This is a genomic window from Aquisalimonas lutea, assembly GCF_030409225.1.
GTDB classification, from domain to species: Bacteria; Pseudomonadota; Gammaproteobacteria; order Nitrococcales; family Aquisalimonadaceae; genus Aquisalimonas; species Aquisalimonas lutea.
In genome coordinates this window covers 48,900-68,117 of sequence record NZ_JAUFPK010000005.1, presented here as the reverse complement: position 1 = coordinate 68,117, position 19,218 = coordinate 48,900, and the positions used below count along the sequence as shown (strand labels likewise).

Here is a 19,218-nt window from a genome sequence, read left to right as displayed (position 1 = left end):
CTATTCCCTGCCGGCGTAGCGGTTCAGCAGCGCCCGGGCCCCGGGCTCGCGGCAGTTCTCCACGAAGGCACGCAGGGCGGCGGCGTCGCGGCTCTCGGCCCCGGCGTCCATCATGGGCTGGTAGAAGCGCTTGGTCGCGGCGACGGCCGCCGGCGGCAACGCGGCCAGCTGCGCGGCCACGGCCAGCGCGCGCTCCAGCGCCCCGCCGCCGGGTACCACGTAGTCCGCCGCGCCGAGCGCCTGCACCGTCGTGCCGTCCAGCCGCTCGAACCCCCAGGTCAGCCGCCGGGCGGTCACCGGGCCCACCCGCGCGGCCAGGGCCGTCAGCCCCCAGGGCGGCAGGAAGCCGTTGGGCACCTCGGCCAGGTTCCAGACGGCATCGTCGGCCGTGACCACCAGGTCACAGGACACGGCGAGGATGAATCCGCCGCCGAAGGCGAACCCCTCCACCGCGGCGACCACCGGCTTGTCCAGCAGGCCCAGGCGCCGGGCCACGGCGCCGGGGTAGCGCTGATGCTCCGCCAGCGCCGCCTCGTCGCTGCAGCGGCCCATCTCGCCGAGATCGCTGCCGGCGCAGAAGCCCGGCGACGCCCCGGTGAGCACGATGGCGCCGACCTCCGGGTCCTGCGCCGCCCCGGTCAGGGCCTCGTCCAGCGCCTCCACCAGGGCCGTGGACAGGGCGTTGCGCCGCTGCGGGCGGTCCAGCGCGAGGACGGCGACGCCGTCGCGGGTCTCCCGGCCGATCACAGCACCACCTCCAGCAGCTGCGGCCCGCGGGTGCGCATGGCCTCGGCGAACCGCTGGTTGAACGCATCCAGAGACTCGATCCGGTGGGCCTCCACGCCCATGCCCCGGGCGAGCGCCGTCCAGTCGAGCTCGGGGCCGCTGATGTCCATGAGCGCCCGGGCGCCGGCGCCCGGCTCGCCGAGCCCCAGGCGGTCGAACTCGTTGTGCAGGATCCGGTAGCTGCGATTGGCGTAGACCACTACGGTGATATCCAGCCGCTCCCGGGCCATGGTCCACAGGGACTGGACGTTGTACATGCCGGCGCCGTCCGCCTGCAGGCACAGGACCTTGCGATCCGGGCAGGCCACCGACGCACCGATGCCCATGGGCAGGCCGCCGCCCAGAGCGCCGCCGGTGAGCGACAGCCAGTCGTGGGGCGGGCAGCCGGCCGTCGCCTCGGGCAGGCCGCCCCGCGAGGTCACCGCCTCGTCGGAGACGATGGCGCCCTCGGGGAGATACGCGGCAACGCTCTGGGCCACGGACTGCGGCGTCAGGGCGCCCCGGGCCGGCTCGGGAACCGCAGGCTCCTGGATGACGGCGTCGTCGGGACCGGCGCCCAGCCGCTCGCACAACGCCTCCAGCGCGGCCACCGAGTCCTCCCCCGGCGCCGCCAGGGTATGGATGCGGCAACCCTCCGGGGTGAGCCAGCTCGGCTGGTCCGGATAGGCGAAAAAGCCCACCGGCGGCACGGTCTCCACCAGGATCAGGTGCCGCGCCTCGGCCAGCAGCGCCGCCCCCTGGTCCGGGTAGCGGGGAAAGCGCTCCACGGGGCTTCGCCCCGCTCCCCGCTGCAGCCTGGGCGTGAACGTGTCCGCCAGCACGCGCGCGCCGCTGGCCCGGGCCAGCCGGCTGGCGGCGTGCAGGCCGTCGGCCCGCACCGCCGCGCCGTTCATGAGCACCACCGCCGGCTCGTCGGAGGCGAGCACCGCGGCCACCTCCTGGACAACGCTGTCATCCACCGTGCGCCGGGATGTGGGTTCCGTCGGCGGCTCCGGCTCCCCGGCCTCGCCCCAGCTGCAGTCCGCGGGCAGGATCAGGCTGGCGATCTGCCCGGGCGGCCCCCAGGCCGCCCGCACCGCCGCCCGGGCATCCGCCGGCAGGGTCCGGGCCCCGGCGCAGGTCCGCAGCCAGCCGGAGACGGGCCGGGCGTAGGCCGCGACATCGGAGGCCAGCGGTGTCTCGTACTGCCGGTGCCAGGTGGCGTGCTCGCCGACCACGTTGACCACGGGGGTGCGGGCGCGCATGGCGTTGTGGAACTGCGACAGGCCGTTGCCCAGCCCGGGCCCCAGGTGGAACAGCGTTGCCGCGGGCTTGTCCGCCATGCGCGCGTAGCCGTCCGCCGCCCCGGCGACCACGCCCTCGAACAGGCCCAGCACCGGCCGCATGCCCGGGACACGGTCCAGGGCGGCCACGAAGTGCATCTCGGATGTTCCGGGGTTGGCGAAACAGACGTCGACGCCGCCGTTCACCAGCGTCCGTAACAGTGTTTCTGCTCCGTTCATGCGTACAGCTCCCCTCACCGACCTTTCAGGACGTATTGCCGACCATCAGACCGCAGCCGCTCGTCGGCGTCAAAGTCAGTCGATCACACCCCGGCGGCGCAGGGCGGTGAGGGCTTCCCCGGAGTAGCCCAGGACCTGCTCCAGAACCGGATCCGTGTGCTCGCCCAGACCTGGCGCAGGCGACCCGGTTCCCAGCGGCGTGGCGGAATAGCGGATGGGATTGGCAACCCCGGGAACGGGGCCGAGCTGCGGATGCTCCGCGGTGGTCTGCATGCCCCGCGCCCGGACCTGCGGATCCGCGAACACGCGGTCGATGCTGTTCACGGGGCCGCAGGGCACGCCGGCCGCCTCCAGGTCCGCCAGCCAGGCGTCGGTGGTGCGCGTCCGGAACACGGCGGTGAGCTCGGGGACCAGCTCGGCGCGGCCCGCCACGCGCCCGGCATTGGTGGCGTAACGGGGGTCGGCGGGCAAATCGGGGCGCCCCATGGTCTCGCACAGGCGCCGGAACTGGTCATCATTGCCCACGGTAAGCACCAGGTGGCCGTCCCGGGTGGGGAAGGTCTGGTACGGCACGATGTTGGGATGGGCATTGCCCATGCGCCCGGGCGCCTCGCCGGTGACCAGGTAGTTCATGGCCTGGTTCGCCAGCGTGGCCACCTGGACGTCCAGCAGCGCCAGGTCGATATGCTGCCCCTCGCCGGTGCGCTCCCGGTGCGCCAGGGCACCGAGGCTGGCGACGGCGGCGTACATGCCGGTGAGGATGTCGGTCAGGGCGACGCCGGCCTTGGTGGGCTCGCCGCCCTCGGCGTCGGGCGCGCCGGTGATGCTCATGAGCCCGCCCATGGCCTGCAGGAGGAAGTCGTAGCCGGCGCGCTCGCGGTAGGGTCCGGTATGGCCGAAGCCGGTGATGGAGCAGTAGATCAGCCCGGGATTCACCGCCGCCAGGCTGGCGTAGTCCAGACCGTAGCGGGCCAGGCCGCCCACCTTGTAGTTCTCCAGCAGGATGTCGCTGCGCGCGGCCAGCTCCCGCACCAGGGCCTGGCCGTCGGCGGTGGTGATGTCGATGGCCACGGACTGCTTGCCGCGGTTGCAGGACAGGTAATAGGCGGAGGCAGCGGGATGGCCGTGCTCGTCCTCCAGGTAGGGCGGCCCCCACCCGCGGGTATCATCCCCGCGCCCGGGCCGCTCGACCTTGATCACCTCCGCGCCCAGGTCGGCGAACAACTGCCCGGCCCAGGGGCCGGCCAGGATCCGGCTGAGATCGAGAACCCGGATGTGTTCGAGAACCTTGGTCATGGCTTTCGTGCTCCTGCGCGGTCACGAATCGTGAGCTCGGCGATTGTCCGGTCCATCGGATATCGGCTTACGGACGGGTCGTCTTGTGGAGACGGGTGTTTGGCCTGGGCTCCGGAACTCCGCCTGATTCCTCCGCTCCGGCCTGGCCGGCTGACAGCACATCCCTGTGCTGACAGCCGGTGGCGGCATCCCTGCCGCCACCCCTTCGGGGCCGGACGGCCTGCGCTCCGGGGCTCCGTTAGTCGCCCAGGCCAAGCACCCGCCTCCGCAAGACGACGGGGAACAAACAAGCGCGCAGCTGCCCCATGCCCGTCGTTGCATGGAGGCAGGGGGATCGGCTGGGCGACTTGTGGAGCGCCGGAGCGCAGGGCGCCCGGCCCCGGAGGGGTCGCGCTTCAGGGATGAAGCGACCTGGCGTCAGCACAGGGATGTGCTGTCGCCAGGCCAGCCCGGAGCGGAGGGTAGGAAGCTTCGCTTCCGTAAGCGGAACTCCGGAGCCCAACCGATCCCCCTGCCTTCATGCAACGACCCAACCGCAAGCCGCCGGCAACCACATCGTCACGCCCGGCGTAGACATCACCTTACCGGAAACAAAAACGGGACACTCCGAAGAGCGTCCCGTCGTGTGCTGCCGGATGGTTCACGCCCCCTTACAGGACCTTGTCCAGCTCCTTGGAGAACTCCGGCACCGCCTGGAACAGGTCGGCCACCAGGCCGTAGTCGGCCACCTCGAAGATCGGCGCCTCCTCGTCCTTGTTGATGGCGACGATGACCTTGGAGCCCTCCATGCCGGCCAGGTGCTGGATGGCCCCGGAGATGCCCACGGCGATGTAGAGATCCGGGGCGACGATCTTGCCGGTCTGGCCCACCTGGTAGTCGTTGGGCACGAACCCGGCGTCCACCGCCGCACGGGAGGCCCCCAGGGCGGCGTTGAGCTTGTCGGCCACTTCCTCGAGGATCTTGAAGTTCTCGCCGCTGCCCATGCCGCGGCCGCCGGAGACCACGATCTTGGCCGAGGTCAGCTCCGGGCGGTCCGACTTGGTCAGCTCCTGGCTGACGAAGTCCGCGACGCCGCTGTGCTCGCTCGCCTCGACGGATTCCACCGCCGCCGAGCCGCCCTCGGCAGCCGCCGGCTCGAACGCCGTCGGCCGCACCGTGATCACCTTGATGCCGTCCGTGGACTGCACCGTCGCCATGGCGTTGCCGGCGTAGATCGGGCGCGTGAAGGTGTCCTCCGATTCCACCGACGTAATGTCGGAGACCTGGGCCACGTCCAGCAGGGCCGCAACCCGAGGCATGAAGTTCTTGCCGAAGGTGGTCGCCGGTGCCAGGAGATGGCCGTAGTCACCCGCCATGCCGGCCACCAGGCTGGCGAGATCCTCCGCCAGGCCGTGCTCGTAGTGAGGGGCATCGGCGACCAGCACCTTGGCCACGCCGTCGACCTTGGCCGCGGCCTCCGCGACGGGGCCGCAGTCCTTGCCCGCCACCAGCACGTGCACGTCACCGCCGATGGCCTTCGCGGCGGTCACCGTCCCCAGGGTCGCCGAGGCCAGGTGCGCGTTGTCATGTTCCGCTACCACGAGAATGGTCATGTCAGATCACCTTCGCTTCGTTCTTGAGCTTGTCCACGAGCTCGGCCACGTCCGCCACCTTGATGCCGCCCTGGCGCTTCGGCGGCTCGGCGACCTTGACGGTCTTCAGCCGCGGCGTGGTATCCACGCCCAGGTCGGCGGGCGAAAGGGTGTCCAGCTGCTTCTTCTTGGCCTTCATGATGTTGGGCAGCTTGGCATAGCGCGGCTCGTTGAGGCGCAGGTCCGTGGTCACCACCGCCGGCAGCTTCAGCTTGACGGTCTCGGCGCCGCCGTCGATCTCGCGGGTCACCTGGATGGAGCCGTCCTGGATGTCCACCTCCGAGGCGAAGGTGCCCTGGCCCCAGCCCATCAGGGCCGCGAACATCTGCCCCGTCTGGTTGGCGTCGTCATCGATGGCCTGCTTGCCCAGGATGACCATGTCCGGACTCTCCTTCTCCGCCAGGCCCTTGAGCATCTTGGCCACCGCCAGCGGCTCGAGCTCGTCGTCCGTCTCCACGAGGATGCCCCGGTCGCCGCCCATGGCCAGCGCCGTGCGGATGGTTTCCTGGCACTGGCTCACGCCCATGGAGACCACCACGACCTCCTCGGCGACACCCTTCTCCTTGAGCCGCACGGCCTCCTCGACGGCGATCTCGTCGAAGGGGTTCATGGACATCTTGACGTTGGCGGTCTCTACGCCGCTGCCGTCCGCCTTGACGCGGACTTTCACGTTGTAGTCCACCACGCGCTTCACAGGCACCAGAATCTTCATAGCATCTCCGTTCTGCGTTGTGCGCTTGGCGACAGTCAGTTGAGGCTCCGGCACCGGCCGGATATTCCGCAATGCGAAACTGCATTTCGCGAATGTGCGGTGAGAATAGATAAGCTTCTGAATCGTGTCAAATTGGCCGCCCCGCCACATACCGCGGCCGGCAGCGCCGGACAGCGAACGCAGGCCGGGCGAACGAACTCATTGTACAGAAGGCACCGCCGGTGTCGCCTTTCTCCAAACCGCCCCATACTTAAGGCCTGTTACCGCTTCCCGCGATCGCCGCGCCGGGCTGCGTTGCCCGCTGCTCATCGACGCCCTGGACTACTGCGACCCGCGCAGCAGCAGGACGCCACCCTCCTGGCGCATATTCACGCGGCCGAGAAAGGACATGCCCAGCAGGGGTACCGGCGGGCCCGCGCCTTCCAGGATCACGGCGGGGACGTTGCGCACCTCCACGCCTCCGACGGAGACCCGGTCCAGGCGCACCTCGTAGCCGGTGGTCACGCCGCCGGCGGTCTCCACGCGGCGCCGCAGCCCGCCGTCGACCTCCACGCCCAGCGCCTCCGCCTGGCCGCGGCCCATGGCCACGAGGTTGGCGCCGGTGTCCACGATGAGTTCCGAGGAACGGCCATTGATCCGCCCGCGGGTCCGGTACATGCCCCGCTCGTCCGGCCGGATGCGCACTTCCGGCGGCGCCGGATCGGCATAGCTGCCGCCCACCCTGTTGCTGAGCCCGCGCTGGAAGCGCTCCCCCCGGTACTCGAAGACAGCCCCGTCGCTGTCGGCGGCGAGCAGGGACAGACCGTTGACGCTGTCGCCGACGCCCAGCTGATGCGTCGCCCCCTGCCAGCGGATGACGACGCGGTCGCCCATCAGCGCCTGCACGGCCACGTCCGGCAGCGCCAGCGGCGCTGACCACGGTGCGGCCACGCCGAAGAGCAACAGCAACGCCGTCAGCATCGCGCGTCCATGCATAAGGAGACCTCCAGGCCGGGGCTCGGGGCATCCCGGGCGCACCACGCCCGGGCACTCGCATGTTATAGTGTTGCACAGGGAAGCGAGGAGCGCACCATGGCCACCAGCGTCGTTACCCCGTTCAAGCACGCGGATCATGACCACGGGCACTGTGTCGATGATGCACTCGCGCAGGCCGAACGCCAATGCCGGCAAAGGGGGGTTCGCCTGACGCCGATCCGGCGGCGGGTCCTGGAGCTCATCTGGAACGGGCATGCGCCGGTGAAGGCGTACGACCTGCTGGATCGACTGCGCGCGGAGCGCCGCAGCGCCGCGCCGCCGACGGTCTACCGGGCCCTTGATTTCCTGCTGGAGGAGGGGCTGATTCACCGGATCGAATCGCTGAACGCCTACATCGGCTGCGGCAGCCCGGCTCACCCGCACGTCGGCCAGTTCCTGATCTGCGAGCAGTGCCACGCCGTCGCCGAGCTGGACGACAACGATGTCCACCGGGTACTGAGCGCCAAGGCGGGCGAGCTGGGCTTCCTGGTCAGCTCCCAGACCATCGAGATCAACGGCCTGTGCCCGCTTTGCAGGGACCCGTCTCCGGGAACGGCCACCGGATCGGCAAGCGGCTGACCGCGCGGTCGGCTTGCCCTCGGCCGGGATCCGTCATAAGGTTACCGCGCCCGCTTTTCGAAACCGTACAGGATGTTCACGGAGACGTGCCGACCATGCGTGCACTCACAAGGAGTCTCGGCCTCGCCCTTTGCCTTGCCGGACCACTGCTGGCGGGCAGCCAGGGGGCGGCCGCCGACGACCGCCTGGACCTGAGCGAGGCCTACCGCCTCGCCATCGACAGGGATCCGCAACTGCGCGCCGCACGGGCGCGATTGCGTGCCAGCGAGGAGCTGGACGCCCAGTCGCGCGCCCTGTTTCTCCCCGACGTCAACCTGGAGGCCGGCGCCAACCGCAACTGGGAGAACTCCGAGGTCGGTAGCGCACCGCGCCAGAGTGTCGAGTACGACAGCTGGTCCGCCGGCGTGTCGGTGACCCAGCCGCTGTTCCGCAAGGAAAGCTTCGCCGTGGCGGACCAGAACGAGATCCTGCAGAACCAGGCAGGCCTCGAGTACGCCCGGAGCCAGCAGGACATCCTGCTGCGGGTCAGCCAGGCCTATTTCGACATGCTCCTGGCCCAGGACACCCTGGAGCTCACGGACGCGGAGCTGGAGGCCGTGGAGTCGGAGCTGGAGCGCGCCGAACGGGAGCTGGAAGTGGGCAGCGGCACGGTGACCGACCGCGACGCCGCGCAGGCCCGCTACGACCGCGTTCAGGCCGACCGCCTCCAGGCCCGCAATCAGCTGCAGATCGCCCGCGAGAACCTGCGCAGCCTCATCGGCCGCCGGCCCGGCGACATCGCCGGGCTGCGGGAAGACTTCGCCGCCCAGACCCCCTCCCCCGACTCGGCGGAGGCCTGGGCGGAGCGGGCGCGGCGCAACAACCTGAACGTGCGGCTGGCGGAGAGCGAGTTCCGGCGCTCCCGCACCGAGATCCGGCGCCTCCAGGGGGAGCGCTACCCGCAGGTGGATCTGGTGGCCAGCTACGGCCGCAACTACCAGGATGACAGGCTCGCGGGCAGTCAGCCGGGGCAGATCCCGGGCGAGGTCGACTCCGAGCAGGCCGCCGTCGGTCTCAGCGTCACCATGCCCCTGTACACGGGCGGCGCCGCGTCGTCGCGGGTCCGCCAGGCCCGGGCCGAGCGGGACGCATTCTTCGAGGAGTCCGTGGACGCGAAGCGCGAGGCCAGCCTCGACGCCGAGTCCGCCTACCTGAACCTGGTTTCCAGTCTCCGGCGCATCGGCGCGCTGGAGCAGGCGCTGGAGTCGGCACGCAGCACCGAGCGCTCCACCCGGCGGGGGCTGGAGGTAGGGCTGCGCACCACCCTGGATCTGCTCAACGTCCAGCGGGACCGCTTCGCCACGCAACGGGACCTGGCGGAAGCGCGCTACAACTACCTCCTCAACTATCTCGAGCTCCAGGTCGCCGTGGGATCCGGAATCGACGGCTCCACCGTGGATGACGTCAACTACTTCCTGGCCAACTCGGAACAGCAGGAACGCGAGATCGAGAGCCTTGTCGACCCCGCCGAAGCGGAGCCATCCAATGGACCGGAGAGCTCCGGCGACGACGGCTGATGTCCTGTAACCCACGGTTCCGGGCGGCGCGCGCTGCATCCCTGGTCGCCGCGGTCGCCGGCCTGCTCGGAGGCTGTGCCTCTCTCACGGCGATCGACGCCGAGGATGCCTTCAGCGAGGAGCCGCAGGCGCACCTGGAGCTGACCGACGTCCCGTACCATCCCCAGGAAGCGCTCCAGTGCGGACCCGCGGCGCTCGCCGAGGTGCTGGGCTGGAGCGGCCGCGAGGTGACACCGGAGGCCCTGGAATCCGACCTGTTCATCCCCGCCCGGGAGGGCACGCTGCAGGCGGAGATGCTCGCCCAGGCCCGGGCCCGCGGACGGGTGGCCTACCGGATTCCGGGGACCTTCGATGCCCTGGCGGAGGAGCTGCGCGCCGGCCATCCCGTGCTCGTGCTCCAGAACCTCGGCCTGGGCTGGGTGCCCGTGTGGCACTATGCGGTGGTGGTCGGCTACGACCCGCAGAAGGACGCCTTCATTCTGCGCTCCGGAGAACGCGAGCGGCACTACAGCCCGCTGGATCGCTTCCGTCGCACCTGGAGCCGCAGTGACCGGTGGGCCGTGGTGGTGGTGCCGCCGGACCGGCTCCCGGCCACCGCAGAGCCCGGCACCTGGCTGCAGGCAGCACTGGATCTGGAGGAAACCGGGCACACCGACGCGGCGCGGGCCGCCTACGAAACGGGACGCACGCGCTGGCCCGCTTCCGGCGGCCTGCACATCGCCCTGGTGAACCTCCACTACGATCAGGGCGATCTGGCCGCAGCGGAACACGCCGGCCGCCGCGGCCTGGAGCAGGCGGATAGCCGGCGCGGCGTGCTGCGGAACAACCTGGCGATGATCCTGCTGGAGCGCGGCGATTGCAGCGAGGCGGAGGCCGTGGCACCGGAGGCGACGGACGCCGAGGGACCGTTCGCGGAAGCGATCCGCAACACGCGGGAGACCATCCGCGAACGCTGCACCACCGGGGCGACAGGGCCGGCCCCGGGCCCGTAGCCCCGGCCCCTGTGGCAGCATGGGCACCATGTCGACACCGATGACAGGAGGCACCGCAATGGACGAACAGACCCGGATCGAGCTGGAGGCCGCGGCCTTCCGGCAGCTCGTCAGTCACCTGCGCGAGCGCACCGACGTCCAGAACCTGGACCTCATGAACCTGGCCGGCTTCTGCCGCAACTGCCTGTCCAAGTGGTACCGCGCCGCCGCCGAGGAGCGCGGCCTGGCGATGACCGACGAGGAGGCGAAGGAGATCGTCTACGGCATGCCCTACAGCGAGTGGAAGGCGAAGTACCAGAAATAGTGGCCCCCCGCGGCCTGCACGGAGGCCGCGCCCGGTCCCATTCGGCCCCGGGAAGGCCGGTTCAGCGGCCTTGCGCGCAACTGGTCACGCCCTCGGCCAGCCGCTGCAGCAGCGCGCCGTACAGGCGCCCGCCCAGCGGCAGGTCGACACCCAGCGGATCGACGACGATGGAGGTATCTACTCCGGTATCGCCGAACACGCTGTCAATCAGCGCCGGGTTGAACTGGGGCTCGCTGAACACGCAATCGACATCGAGCTGCTCCACCCGCTGGCGGAGCGCATCGATCCGCGCCGGGCTCGGGTCGGACGCGTCGCCCAGCGCAATGGCGCCAGCCGCCGACAGGCCGAAGCGGTTCTCGAAGTACTGGTAGGCGTCGTGAAAGACGACGAAACGAGCGCCACGGGCTTTCGCGAGGCGCTCGTCCAGCTCGTCGGTCAAGTCCTCGAGCTCTTCCCTGGCCAGGCGCGCGTTGTCCCGATAGGTCGCCGCGTTCCCGGGATCCGCATCGGCCAGCGACTCCGCAATCGCATCGAGCCATACCTGCGCATTGGCAGGATCCAGCCAGCCGTGCGGATCCTCGCCATGATGGGCGTGGCCGTGGTCGTGACCATGGCTGTGTTGGTGCCCCTGGTCATGCTCATGGCCGTGGTCATGGTCATCATGCGCGTCCTCACGGGAATCAAGCGTCGCCCCCTCGCGGTAGTCCAGCCGCAGCGTGCCGGGCACATCCATCAGCTGCACGCTGACGGCGTCGCCGGCCAGGGTGTCGATGGAACGCTTCAGCCAGGGCGTCAGGTCTTCGCTGACCCAGAAAACGATCCCGGCGCGATCGAGAGCAGCCGCTTCCGAGGGCCGCATGGAGTAGCCGTGCGGCGATGCTCCCGGCTGGATCACCAGGTCCGGGCTGCCGAGATCGCCCATCACCCGGTCGACCAGCGAGTGGACCGGCGGGATGTCCACCGCGACGGACGGCACTTCCCCGGCGACGACGGCCGGTGCCAGCAACAGGGCCATTGCGTAGTGGCGGATACGGAATGTCATGGGTTCCTCCAGGGTTGGATGTCGGGATCAGCTTGAGTGGATATATGAAACGTTATAACATTAAAAACAACAGCGGGAACAGTACCCGCACCCGGTATCAAGCCGGCTCAGCCACTCGTCGTCCGGGAGACGCCCATGACACTGCTGGCGATCAAGGATCTGGACATCGCCCTCGGCGGCCGCCTCGTCCTGGAGGACATCCACCTCCGGGTGGAGCCGGGCGAGATCGTTACCATCGTCGGCCCCAACGGCTCGGGCAAGACCACGCTGCTGCGGAGCATCATCGGTTCGCTGCGCCCCAGCCGCGGGCGTATCGACAAGGCCCCGGGGCTGACCATCGGCTATGTTCCGCAGCGCCTGCATCTCGACGCCACCCTGCCGATGACGGTGTCACGGTTCATGGGCCTGCCCCGCCGCCGTTCGGCCCGCCCGGTCGAACAGGTGCTCGAGCGGGCAGGTGCCGGCGGCCTCGGCGGGCGCCAGATGAGCGCCCTGTCGGGCGGCCAGTTCCAGCGCGTTCTGCTGGCGCGCGCCCTGCTGGAGTCACCCGACCTGTTGATTCTCGACGAGGCGACCCAGGGGCTCGACCACCGCGGCAGTGCCGATTTCTACCGCGAGCTCGAACCGCTGCGCCGCGAGCTCGGCTGCGGCGTACTGATGGTCAGTCACGAGCTGCACGTGGTGATGCGGTCATCCGATCGCGTCGTCTGCCTGAACCGCTCGATCTGCTGCGAGGGGACGCCGGAGCGGGTGACCGCCTCGCCGGCCTACCTGGCCATGTTCGGCATGGATGCCCGGGATGCCGTCGCCCTGTACCGCCATGAGCACGATTCCCGTCCGGTTCCGCTGGAGATGACGTCCTGATGCTCGACGACTTCCTGGTTCGCGCCGCCCTCGCCGGGATCGGCGTCGCCCTGGCCGCCGCACCGCTGGGCTGCTTCGTCGTGTGGCGGCGCATGGCCTACTTCGGCGATGCGACCGCCCACGCCGCCGTGCTCGGCGTCGCCGTCTCGCTTGTCCTGTCGACCTCGATTCTCGCCGGCGTGCTGGTCGTCTCGCTGGTCATGGCGGGAACAGTTTCGTCGCTGAGCGACAGGGGCCATGCCATGGATACCCTTCTGGGTGTCATGGCCCATTCCGCGCTCGCTCTCGGGCTGGTGGCCGTTTCCTTTGTGCACGGTGTGCGCATCGACCTGATGGCCTACCTCTTCGGCGACATCCTCGCCGTCGGCAAGGCCGACCTCGCCGTCATCTGGGCGGGCGCCGCACTGGTTCTGGGACTCATGGGCCGGCGCTGGTCGGGCCTGCTGACGGCCACGCTCAATACCGATCTCGCCCACGCCAGCGGCGTCGCCCCGGAACGCGAGCAGATGATCCTGGTCCTGTCGCTCGCCGTGGTTGTCGCCGTGGCGCTGAAGGTCGTCGGTGTACTGCTGATCACCGCCCTGCTGATCATTCCCGCCGCGGCGGCGCGCCCCTTCAGCCGCACGCCGGAGGCGATGGTGCTGATCGCCGCCGCCCTCGGGACAGCCGCCACCACCGGCGGGCTGCAGGCAGCCTACTGGCTCGACACCCCGACCGGCCCCACCATCGTCAGCGTGGCGGCCGGCCTGTTCGCCCTGTCCAGCCTCGCCGGGCGTATCAAGGCCAGCACCCGGTCCGCCGCCGCTGACGGCGATCGCTGAGCAGGCTGCGGACGCCTTCGCTAGCGGAGACCGCCGCCGGTCCAGTTCCACTCGCTGTGAGCGACGGCATCGTGGGCATGCAGGCTCTCGGCATGGACCACGCGCGAGCGGAAACCCTGCACGGCCTCGTGTTGGCGCAGGGCGTGGTGCAGGCGTCGGGCCGCGTCCTCGCAGAACATCAGGTTCTGGCCGTTGGCCCGGGCGAAGGCCTGCTCGTCGATGCGCTTGACGGCCGTCTGCAGCGCCGTGCCGAGTGCCTTCTCGATGGAGTCCACAAGCGCCACCAGCGGCAGGCCGTCGAGACCATCGGCCAGACGCACCGACACGTGGGCCTGACTGCGCTGGCTGTGCGGCGTGGCCGGGATGCCCTGCTCGCTTCCCAGCCACGCCCGCACCTGGTCGCGGGTCACCGGCGCGTGGGCGAATTCCTCGTCGAAGGCCCGCTGGATGAGCTGCCGGGCCAGTGCCGCCGAGCAGGGGCAGGTCGAGGAGTAGCCCACCGTCAGGTCGAGAACGGCCTGCACGCCGCCGGCGTCGCGCCGGCTGCGCAACGTGAAGGGATAGGCCTTCCACCCCGACAGGGGACTGACCAGGGCCGGACGCCGGAGCAGCGCGTCACCGCCCACATCCAGGAACGCCGCTTCCGAGAGACCCTCGTGGCTGGCCAGGAAGGCCTCCAGCACCGACGACACACCCGCCACGGAGACCTCGCGGTCTTCCAGCGCGGCCAGCGCCAGGTAGAGGCGCGACATGTGGATGCCCCGCGCCGACGGGTCATCCAGGCTCACCCCGGCCGAGATACGGCCATTGACGGGCCGGCCGGCGACCTGGAACGGCAGTGCAATGCTCTCCATGCCGACCCACGGCAGAGAGCCGCCGAGCGTCGCCGTATCATCGGCGACATCGGCCAGGGGATGCTGCGCCATCGGTCAACGATCCTCCGTTAAAAACGGAAACGCCGGAACGGCCAGGCAACGCGTGCGGCCGAGGGATATCCGCCGGCAGCGTGAGGGGGCATCGCCGCCGACGCCCCCATGATCCCTCTTGGTCCGGGAGCGTTCCGCCCTGGCCTCTTATATTACGTTATATCGTATCGTAAGCAGGTGTCCGGGCAAACCCCCGGGCGCCCGGGGATCCGGGACGAAGGTCCGACCACTGCCGGCCCCCACCGGCCGGCGGAGCGGAACGATCGATACCGGGCGGCGCGAGAAGGAGCAGGCCCGGCGCCATGCGGTGGCGACCGGGCCTTGACGGCACGGGTGCCGCATTCAGCGCTGCAGGCGCTGGGCCTCCTTCCAGCCGGCGTCGGCGAGAATGGTGGCACCCTCGCCCACTTGCAGGGCGTCGGCGTTGGCGGCATTGCCGTCCAGGGCGCGCTTGTAGACGCCCTGGAGGATGGCTGCGAGCCGGAACAGGGCGAACGCCGTGTAGAACGGCCAGTCCGGGATGCCGCCCTGACGGCCCGCCCGTTGGCAGTACATGTCCACGAACTCCTGCTCCGTGGGCAGGCCGCGCTCGGCGAGATCCAGGTCATTCAGCCCGCGGATGCCCGGCAGGCCCGACGGCAGGTGGTAGGGAATGCAGCAGTACGCCAGGTCCGACAGCGGGTGGCCCAGGGTGCACAGCTCCCAGTCCAGCACCGCCACCACCTCGGGCCGCTCCGGGTGGAGCATGAGATTGCCCAGGCGGAAGTCGCCGTGAGCGATGGTGGTCTCGTCGCTGTCCGCCGGGATGTTCTGCGGCAGCCATTCCATGAGCTTTTCCATGGACGGGTTCTCGCCGGTACGCGAGGCCTCGTACTGCTTGCTCCAGCGCCCGATCTGGCGTTCCAGGAAGTTGCCCGGCTTGCCGAAATCCCCGAGCCCCACGGCCTCGTAGTCCACCCTGTGCAGCCGCGCCATGGTGTCGGCCTTGGCCTCGAAGATCGGCCGCCGCTCGTCCCGCGGGACCTCCTCCAGCGCCGGATGGCTGTAGACACGGCCCTCGATGAAGCGCATGACGTAGAACGGCGTGCCGATGACGGCGTCGTCCTCGCACAGCAGCAGCATCTCCGGGACCGGCACGTCGGTATCCTGCAGCGCCGACATCACCCGGTACTCGCGCTCCACCTGATGGGCCGAGGGCAGCAGCTTGCCCGGGGGCTTCTTGCGCAGCACATAGCGCCGCCCGCCGGAACGCAGCAGGAACGTGGGGTTGCTCTGCCCGCCCTGGAACTGCTTGATGTCCAGGTCATCCCCGAGCTCGCCGGGGAGCTGCTGGTGCAGGTAGGCCGCCAGTGCGTTCTCGTCGAACCGGTGGGCCTCCAGGACCTCCACCAGCTGCTGGGTCTGTTCGCTCATGATCCGGCTTGTCCTCTGCAGTCTCAGCCGACGACCGTCTCGCCGCCGTCGGCAACAATGGTCTGCCCGGTCACGTAGGCGCCCATGCTCGATCCGAGGAACAGCGCCACGCCGGCGATGTCCTCGGGCTCGCCGATGCGGCGCAGCGGCGTCTGGTTCTCGATGCGCTGGCGCCGGTCCGGATCCTCCCAGAGTGCCCGGGCGAAGTCCGTCTTGACCAGCCCCGGCGCGATGGCGTTGACGCGCACGTTGGACGGCCCCCATTCCAGGGCCATGTTCCGCGCCAGCGCCGCCTCCGCGGCCTTGGACACGCCGTAGGCGCCGATCACGGTATTGCCGCGCAGCGCCGCGATGCTGGACAGCAGGATGACCGCGCCGTCGCCGCGCTCCGCCATCTGCGGCACGACCATGTTGCACAGCTGCCACGTGCTCTTCACGTTGGTGGCCATGATCTTGTCGAAGGCCTCGTCGGTGAGCTCGGTCATGGGGCCGTAGACCGGGTTGGTGGCAGCGTTGCACACGAGAATGTCGATGCGCCCCCACTGCGCCATGGTCGCGTCGACGAGCTTCTGCAGCTCGCCCTTGTCGCCGATGTGGCAGGGAACCGCGATGGCCTCGTAGCCCTTGTCCGTGAGCTCCTTCGCCACCTGCTCGCAGGCCTCGGCCTTGCGGCTGGAGATCACCACCCGGGCGCCGTGCTCGGCGTACGCCTCGGCAATCGCCTTGCCGATGCCCCGGCTGGAGCCGGTGATCAGCGCTACCTTGTCCTTGAGATCAATCATCATGTCTTCTCCCGTTCACGGATTTCGTTTCTAATGGCTCGCTTTGCACCATCCGAGGATGACCCATGCGCGAACGACTCTCCCGCGTCCTGCTGACCAACGACGACGGCGTCGACGCCGAAGGCCTGGACCACCTGGCGGCCATCGCCGCCGAGGTCGCCGACGAGGTCTGGATCGTGGCCCCGGAGCGGGACCAGAGCGGCAGCTCCCACAGCGTCACCCTGCACGAGCCCGTGCGTTGCCGGCAGCTGGCCCCCCGCCGCTACGCCGTCTCGGGCACGCCCAGCGACTGCGTTGTCATGGCGACCCAGCACCTGATGGCGAGTGCGCCGCCCGATGCGGTGCTCTCCGGGGTCAACCGCGGCGCCAACGTCAGCGACTCGGTGGCCTACTCGGGGACCCTCGGCGCCGCCATGACCGCCCTGGTCATGGGCGTGCCCGCCGTTGCCCTGAGCCAGGCCTTCCGCAGCCCGGCGCCGCCGCCCTGGGACACGGTTCGCACGCATGCACCGGCGCTGCTGCGCACGCTGCTGGCCGCCCACCGGCGCACGGACCTTTGCTTCAGCATCAATTTCCCGGCCGTGCCGCCGGGCTCGGTGGCCGGCCGGCGCGTCTGCCGCCAGGCGCGGGGGTCCATCAGCGGCGCCCGGGTCGAGGAGCGCATCGACACCCGGGACAAGCCCTACTACTGGTTCGCCTTCAGCCACGATTCCTCCGGTATCACGGCCGCCGACTCCGATGTGGTCGCCCTCCGCGACAACCGCATCGCCATCTCGGCGCTGCAGCTGGAGCGCGACGACCCGCGGGCGGAGGCCGACCTGGGCGTGCTGCTGGACGCCGAGATCCCGGCATGAGGCTCCCGCCTGCCCCGGCTCAGGGCAGGCACAGCGCCACGGACTCGGCGATGCAGGCCGGCTTGTCCGTGCCCTCGACCTCGATGACGACATCGGCGGTCACCTGCAGGCTACCGTCGTCGCGCTCGCTCACGTCCTTGATGGTCTGGCGCAGGCGCACGCGCGAGCCCGCGGGCACCGGCCCGGTGAAGCGCAGCTTGTTCAGCCCATAGTTGAGCCGTGCGCTGATGCCGCGGAACTCGATGAGCTGCTGGGCGAGCATGGGCAGCAGGGAGATGGTCAGGAAGCCGTGGGCGATGGTGGTGCCGTAGGGGGACTCCCGCCGGCAGCGCTCCTCGTCCACGTGGATCCACTGGTGATCGCCGGTGGCCTCGGCGAAGGCATTGATGCGCTCCTGGTCCACCGTCACCCAGTCGGTCACGCCCAGGTCGCGCCCGCCCAGCGCCTTGATTTCCTCGATTCCGTCAACGACCAGCACACTGTTCTCCTCGTGATCCGTTCCGTCCGGGCGCGGGGCGGGGCTTGTTGTTCGGGCGACTTGCGCAGCGCCGGAGCGCAGGCCGTCCGGCCCGAAGGGTGGCGGCAGGGACGCCGCCACCGGCTGTCAGCACAAGGATGTGCTGTCAGCCGGCCAGGCCGGAGCGGAGGATAGGCCCCTGCTTCACATGAAGCAGGGGCCGTAAGCGGAGCTCCGGAGCCCGAACAACAAGCCCCGCCCCGCGCCCGGACGGAACCCTTTCATGGTAATTCCGCCTAGCGGAACGTTGTTTTAAAATTTTGCATCCAATGCGGAACACCCTATACTGAATCACACTCGATGGAAAGCGGCCAGCCAGCGCTTGCTGCCATGCACGACATCCGGTTGACCGCGCAACACCCGAACGACCACTCCGGGTCCTCAGCACGGCCACGCATTCGGAATTCGACGAGGAGAGCACCATGTCCGACGCTGTGATTGTCTCCACCGCCCGCACGCCTCTGGGCAAATCCTTCCGCGGCGCCTTCAACATGACCCATGGGGCCGACATGGGCGGCCACGCGCTCAGGCACGCCGTGGAGCGCGCCGGCGTCGACCCCGCCGAGATCGAGGACGTGCTCATGGGCTGCGGCCTGCCCGAGGGCGCCACCGGCCACAACATCGCCCGGCAGATCGCCCTGCGCGCGGGCCTGCCCGTGACCTCCGCCGGCACCACGGTGAACCGCTTCTGCAGCTCCGGGCTGCAGACCATCGCCATGGCCGCCCAGCGCGTGCTCGTCGACCGCGTCCCCGTTGCGGCGGCCGGCGGGGTCGAGTCCATCAGCCTGACCCAGGCGAACCTCAACAAGAACCACCTGCACAACGAGTGGCTCAAGGAGCACAAGCCCGAGATCTACCTCTCCATGATCGAGACGGCGGATATCGTCGCCCAGCGCTACGGCGTCTCCCGGGAGTACCAGGACGAGTACGCCCTGCGCAGCCAGCAGCGCACCGCCGCCGCCCAGGAGAAGGGCTACTTCGACGACGAGATCGTGCCCATGACGGTGACCCAGGCCTTCAAGGACAAGGAGTCCGGCGAGACCTGGACCGAGGAGCGCACCGTCGCCATGGACGAGTGCAACCGCCCCAACACCACCCTGGAAGGGCTGGCGTCGCTGGAGCCGGTCATGGGGCCGGACAAGCACGTCACCGCCGGCAACGCCAGCCAGCTCTCGGACGGCGCCTCGGCCTGCGTGGTCATGGACGGCAAGCTCGCCGAGCAGCGCAACATCGAGCCCCTGGGCATCTTCCGCGGCTTCGCCGTCGCCGGCCTGGAGCCCGACGAGATGGGCATCGGCCCCATCTACGCCGTGCCGCGGCTGCTGGAGCGCACCGGCCTGAAGATGGACGACATCGACCTCTGGGAACTCAACGAGGCCTTCGCCGTGCAGGTGCTGTACTCCAAGGATCAGCTGGGCATCCCCGACGATAAGCTCAATGTCAACGGCGGCTCCATCTCCATCGGCCACCCGTTCGGCATGAGCGGCGCCCGCATGGTCGGCCACGCGCTCATCGAGGGCAAGCGCCGCGGCGCCAAGTACGTGGTCACCACCATGTGCGTCGGCGGCGGCATGGGTGCGGCGGGCCTGTTCGAGGTCTGCTAGGGCGACAACGCGATCCCGGCCCC

General features: G+C 69.9%; 19 protein-coding genes. 8 read left to right on the top strand and 11 right to left on the bottom strand.

The genetic code is table 11. From position 1 onward, the window contains the following. The 6 genes from QWY84_RS14445 to QWY84_RS14420 all read right to left on the bottom strand — a co-directional run bounded on the left by QWY84_RS14445 (position 1) and on the right by QWY84_RS14420 (position 6,902). Positions 1-747 carry an enoyl-CoA hydratase/isomerase family protein gene (locus QWY84_RS14445; protein WP_290203506.1) on the bottom strand — a complete coding sequence of 249 codons (747 nt, stop codon included), beginning with the start codon at positions 745-747 and terminating at the stop codon, positions 1-3. Then, the gene (locus QWY84_RS14440) at positions 744-2,288 is read right to left on the bottom strand and encodes an acetolactate synthase large subunit (protein ID WP_290203505.1); all 1,545 of its coding nucleotides are present in this window, start codon (positions 2,286-2,288) and stop codon (positions 744-746) included. The genes QWY84_RS14445 and QWY84_RS14440 overlap by 4 nt, the downstream gene beginning before the upstream one ends. Before the next feature lie 75 nt (positions 2,289-2,363). Continuing rightward, positions 2,364-3,584: a CaiB/BaiF CoA transferase family protein gene (locus tag QWY84_RS14435; RefSeq protein WP_290203504.1), complete on the bottom strand. Its 1,221-nt coding sequence runs from the start codon at positions 3,582-3,584 to the stop codon at positions 2,364-2,366. A gap of 650 nt (positions 3,585-4,234) precedes the next feature. Beyond that, entirely contained in the window at positions 4,235-5,176 is a 942-nt protein-coding gene (locus QWY84_RS14430; RefSeq protein ID WP_290203503.1) for an electron transfer flavoprotein subunit alpha/FixB family protein, read from the bottom strand. A gap of 1 nt (position 5,177) precedes the next feature. Then, entirely contained in the window at positions 5,178-5,927 is a 750-nt protein-coding gene (locus QWY84_RS14425) for an electron transfer flavoprotein subunit beta/FixA family protein (RefSeq protein WP_290203502.1), read from the bottom strand. A 321-nt stretch (positions 5,928-6,248) separates the two neighbouring features. Then, the gene (locus tag QWY84_RS14420) at positions 6,249-6,902 is read right to left on the bottom strand and encodes a retropepsin-like aspartic protease family protein (RefSeq protein WP_290203501.1); all 654 of its coding nucleotides are present in this window, start codon (positions 6,900-6,902) and stop codon (positions 6,249-6,251) included. A gap of 96 nt (positions 6,903-6,998) precedes the next feature. On the opposite strand from QWY84_RS14420, the gene QWY84_RS14415 reads away from it, so the two are divergent. From QWY84_RS14415 to QWY84_RS14400, 4 genes are all read left to right on the top strand, one after another. Beyond that, a complete protein-coding gene (locus QWY84_RS14415; protein ID WP_290203499.1) occupies positions 6,999-7,520 on the top strand; it encodes a Fur family transcriptional regulator in 522 nt (173 codons plus the stop codon). 95 nt (positions 7,521-7,615) lie between these two features. Continuing rightward, positions 7,616-9,076, top strand: a complete 1,461-nt coding sequence (locus QWY84_RS14410) for a TolC family outer membrane protein (RefSeq protein WP_290203498.1) — start codon at positions 7,616-7,618, stop codon at positions 9,074-9,076. Then, positions 9,076-10,068, top strand: a complete 993-nt coding sequence (locus QWY84_RS14405; RefSeq protein WP_290203497.1) for a PA2778 family cysteine peptidase — start codon at positions 9,076-9,078, stop codon at positions 10,066-10,068. Before QWY84_RS14410 ends, QWY84_RS14405 begins: the two co-directional genes overlap by 1 nt. A gap of 58 nt (positions 10,069-10,126) precedes the next feature. Continuing rightward, positions 10,127-10,372 carry a DUF1244 domain-containing protein gene (locus QWY84_RS14400; protein WP_290203496.1) on the top strand — a complete coding sequence of 82 codons (246 nt, stop codon included), beginning with the start codon at positions 10,127-10,129 and terminating at the stop codon, positions 10,370-10,372. Between the two features lie 61 nt (positions 10,373-10,433). Here QWY84_RS14400 and QWY84_RS14395 read toward each other — a convergent pair whose 3' ends face one another. Next, positions 10,434-11,414 (bottom strand): zinc ABC transporter substrate-binding protein, encoded by a 981-nt coding sequence (locus QWY84_RS14395; protein WP_290203495.1) that lies wholly within the window; start codon positions 11,412-11,414, stop codon positions 10,434-10,436. Positions 11,415-11,549: 135 nt separating this feature from the next. On the opposite strand from QWY84_RS14395, the gene QWY84_RS14390 reads away from it, so the two are divergent. Both QWY84_RS14390 and QWY84_RS14385 read left to right on the top strand, forming a co-directional pair. Continuing rightward, on the top strand, positions 11,550-12,278 hold the full coding sequence (locus QWY84_RS14390) for an ATP-binding cassette domain-containing protein (protein WP_290203493.1): 729 nt from the start codon (positions 11,550-11,552) through the stop codon (positions 12,276-12,278). Continuing rightward, positions 12,278-13,099 carry a metal ABC transporter permease gene (locus QWY84_RS14385; protein WP_290203491.1) on the top strand — a complete coding sequence of 274 codons (822 nt, stop codon included), beginning with the start codon at positions 12,278-12,280 and terminating at the stop codon, positions 13,097-13,099. Before QWY84_RS14390 ends, QWY84_RS14385 begins: the two co-directional genes overlap by 1 nt. A 20-nt stretch (positions 13,100-13,119) precedes the next feature. Here the strand turns inward: QWY84_RS14385 and folE2 are convergent, their stop codons facing one another. From folE2 to QWY84_RS14370, 3 genes are all read right to left on the bottom strand, one after another. Beyond that, entirely contained in the window at positions 13,120-14,025 is a 906-nt protein-coding gene (gene folE2 / locus QWY84_RS14380; protein ID WP_290203490.1) for a GTP cyclohydrolase FolE2, read from the bottom strand. A gap of 342 nt (positions 14,026-14,367) precedes the next feature. After that, positions 14,368-15,438, bottom strand: a complete 1,071-nt coding sequence (locus tag QWY84_RS14375; protein ID WP_290203489.1) for a phosphotransferase family protein — start codon at positions 15,436-15,438, stop codon at positions 14,368-14,370. Positions 15,439-15,461: 23 nt separating this feature from the next. Continuing rightward, entirely contained in the window at positions 15,462-16,223 is a 762-nt protein-coding gene (locus QWY84_RS14370; RefSeq protein ID WP_290203488.1) for an SDR family NAD(P)-dependent oxidoreductase, read from the bottom strand. Between the two features lie 62 nt (positions 16,224-16,285). On the opposite strand from QWY84_RS14370, the gene surE reads away from it, so the two are divergent. Next, on the top strand, positions 16,286-17,074 hold the full coding sequence (gene surE / locus QWY84_RS14365; RefSeq protein WP_290203487.1) for a 5'/3'-nucleotidase SurE: 789 nt from the start codon (positions 16,286-16,288) through the stop codon (positions 17,072-17,074). A gap of 19 nt (positions 17,075-17,093) precedes the next feature. Here the strand turns inward: surE and QWY84_RS14360 are convergent, their stop codons facing one another. Then, a complete protein-coding gene (locus QWY84_RS14360; protein WP_290203486.1) occupies positions 17,094-17,552 on the bottom strand; it encodes a MaoC family dehydratase in 459 nt (152 codons plus the stop codon). A gap of 461 nt (positions 17,553-18,013) precedes the next feature. Here QWY84_RS14360 and QWY84_RS14355 point away from each other — a divergent pair, with 461 nt between their 5' ends. Continuing rightward, entirely contained in the window at positions 18,014-19,195 is a 1,182-nt protein-coding gene (locus QWY84_RS14355; protein ID WP_290203485.1) for an acetyl-CoA C-acyltransferase, read from the top strand. Positions 19,196-19,218 lie beyond the last annotated feature (23 nt).

Coding starts and splice junctions, on each gene's coding strand:
- QWY84_RS14385 (WP_290203491.1), top strand. CDS start 12,278: ATGCTCGACGACTTCCTGGTTCGCGCCGCCCTCGCCGGGATCGGCGTC.
- QWY84_RS14430 (WP_290203503.1), bottom strand. CDS start 5,176: ATGACCATTCTCGTGGTAGCGGAACATGACAACGCGCACCTGGCCTCG.
- QWY84_RS14375 (WP_290203489.1), bottom strand. CDS start 15,438: ATGAGCGAACAGACCCAGCAGCTGGTGGAGGTCCTGGAGGCCCACCGG.
- QWY84_RS14400 (WP_290203496.1), top strand. CDS start 10,127: ATGGACGAACAGACCCGGATCGAGCTGGAGGCCGCGGCCTTCCGGCAG.
- QWY84_RS14370 (WP_290203488.1), bottom strand. CDS start 16,223: ATGATGATTGATCTCAAGGACAAGGTAGCGCTGATCACCGGCTCCAGC.
- QWY84_RS14425 (WP_290203502.1), bottom strand. CDS start 5,927: ATGAAGATTCTGGTGCCTGTGAAGCGCGTGGTGGACTACAACGTGAAA.
- QWY84_RS14440 (WP_290203505.1), bottom strand. CDS start 2,288: ATGAACGGAGCAGAAACACTGTTACGGACGCTGGTGAACGGCGGCGTC.
- QWY84_RS14435 (WP_290203504.1), bottom strand. CDS start 3,584: ATGACCAAGGTTCTCGAACACATCCGGGTTCTCGATCTCAGCCGGATC.
- QWY84_RS14390 (WP_290203493.1), top strand. CDS start 11,550: ATGACACTGCTGGCGATCAAGGATCTGGACATCGCCCTCGGCGGCCGC.
- folE2 (WP_290203490.1), bottom strand. CDS start 14,025: ATGGCGCAGCATCCCCTGGCCGATGTCGCCGATGATACGGCGACGCTC.
- QWY84_RS14355 (WP_290203485.1), top strand. CDS start 18,014: ATGTCCGACGCTGTGATTGTCTCCACCGCCCGCACGCCTCTGGGCAAA.
- QWY84_RS14395 (WP_290203495.1), bottom strand. CDS start 11,414: ATGACATTCCGTATCCGCCACTACGCAATGGCCCTGTTGCTGGCACCG.
- QWY84_RS14405 (WP_290203497.1), top strand. CDS start 9,076: ATGTCCTGTAACCCACGGTTCCGGGCGGCGCGCGCTGCATCCCTGGTC.
- QWY84_RS14420 (WP_290203501.1), bottom strand. CDS start 6,902: ATGCATGGACGCGCGATGCTGACGGCGTTGCTGTTGCTCTTCGGCGTG.
- QWY84_RS14415 (WP_290203499.1), top strand. CDS start 6,999: ATGGCCACCAGCGTCGTTACCCCGTTCAAGCACGCGGATCATGACCAC.
- QWY84_RS14410 (WP_290203498.1), top strand. CDS start 7,616: ATGCGTGCACTCACAAGGAGTCTCGGCCTCGCCCTTTGCCTTGCCGGA.
- surE (WP_290203487.1), top strand. CDS start 16,286: ATGCGCGAACGACTCTCCCGCGTCCTGCTGACCAACGACGACGGCGTC.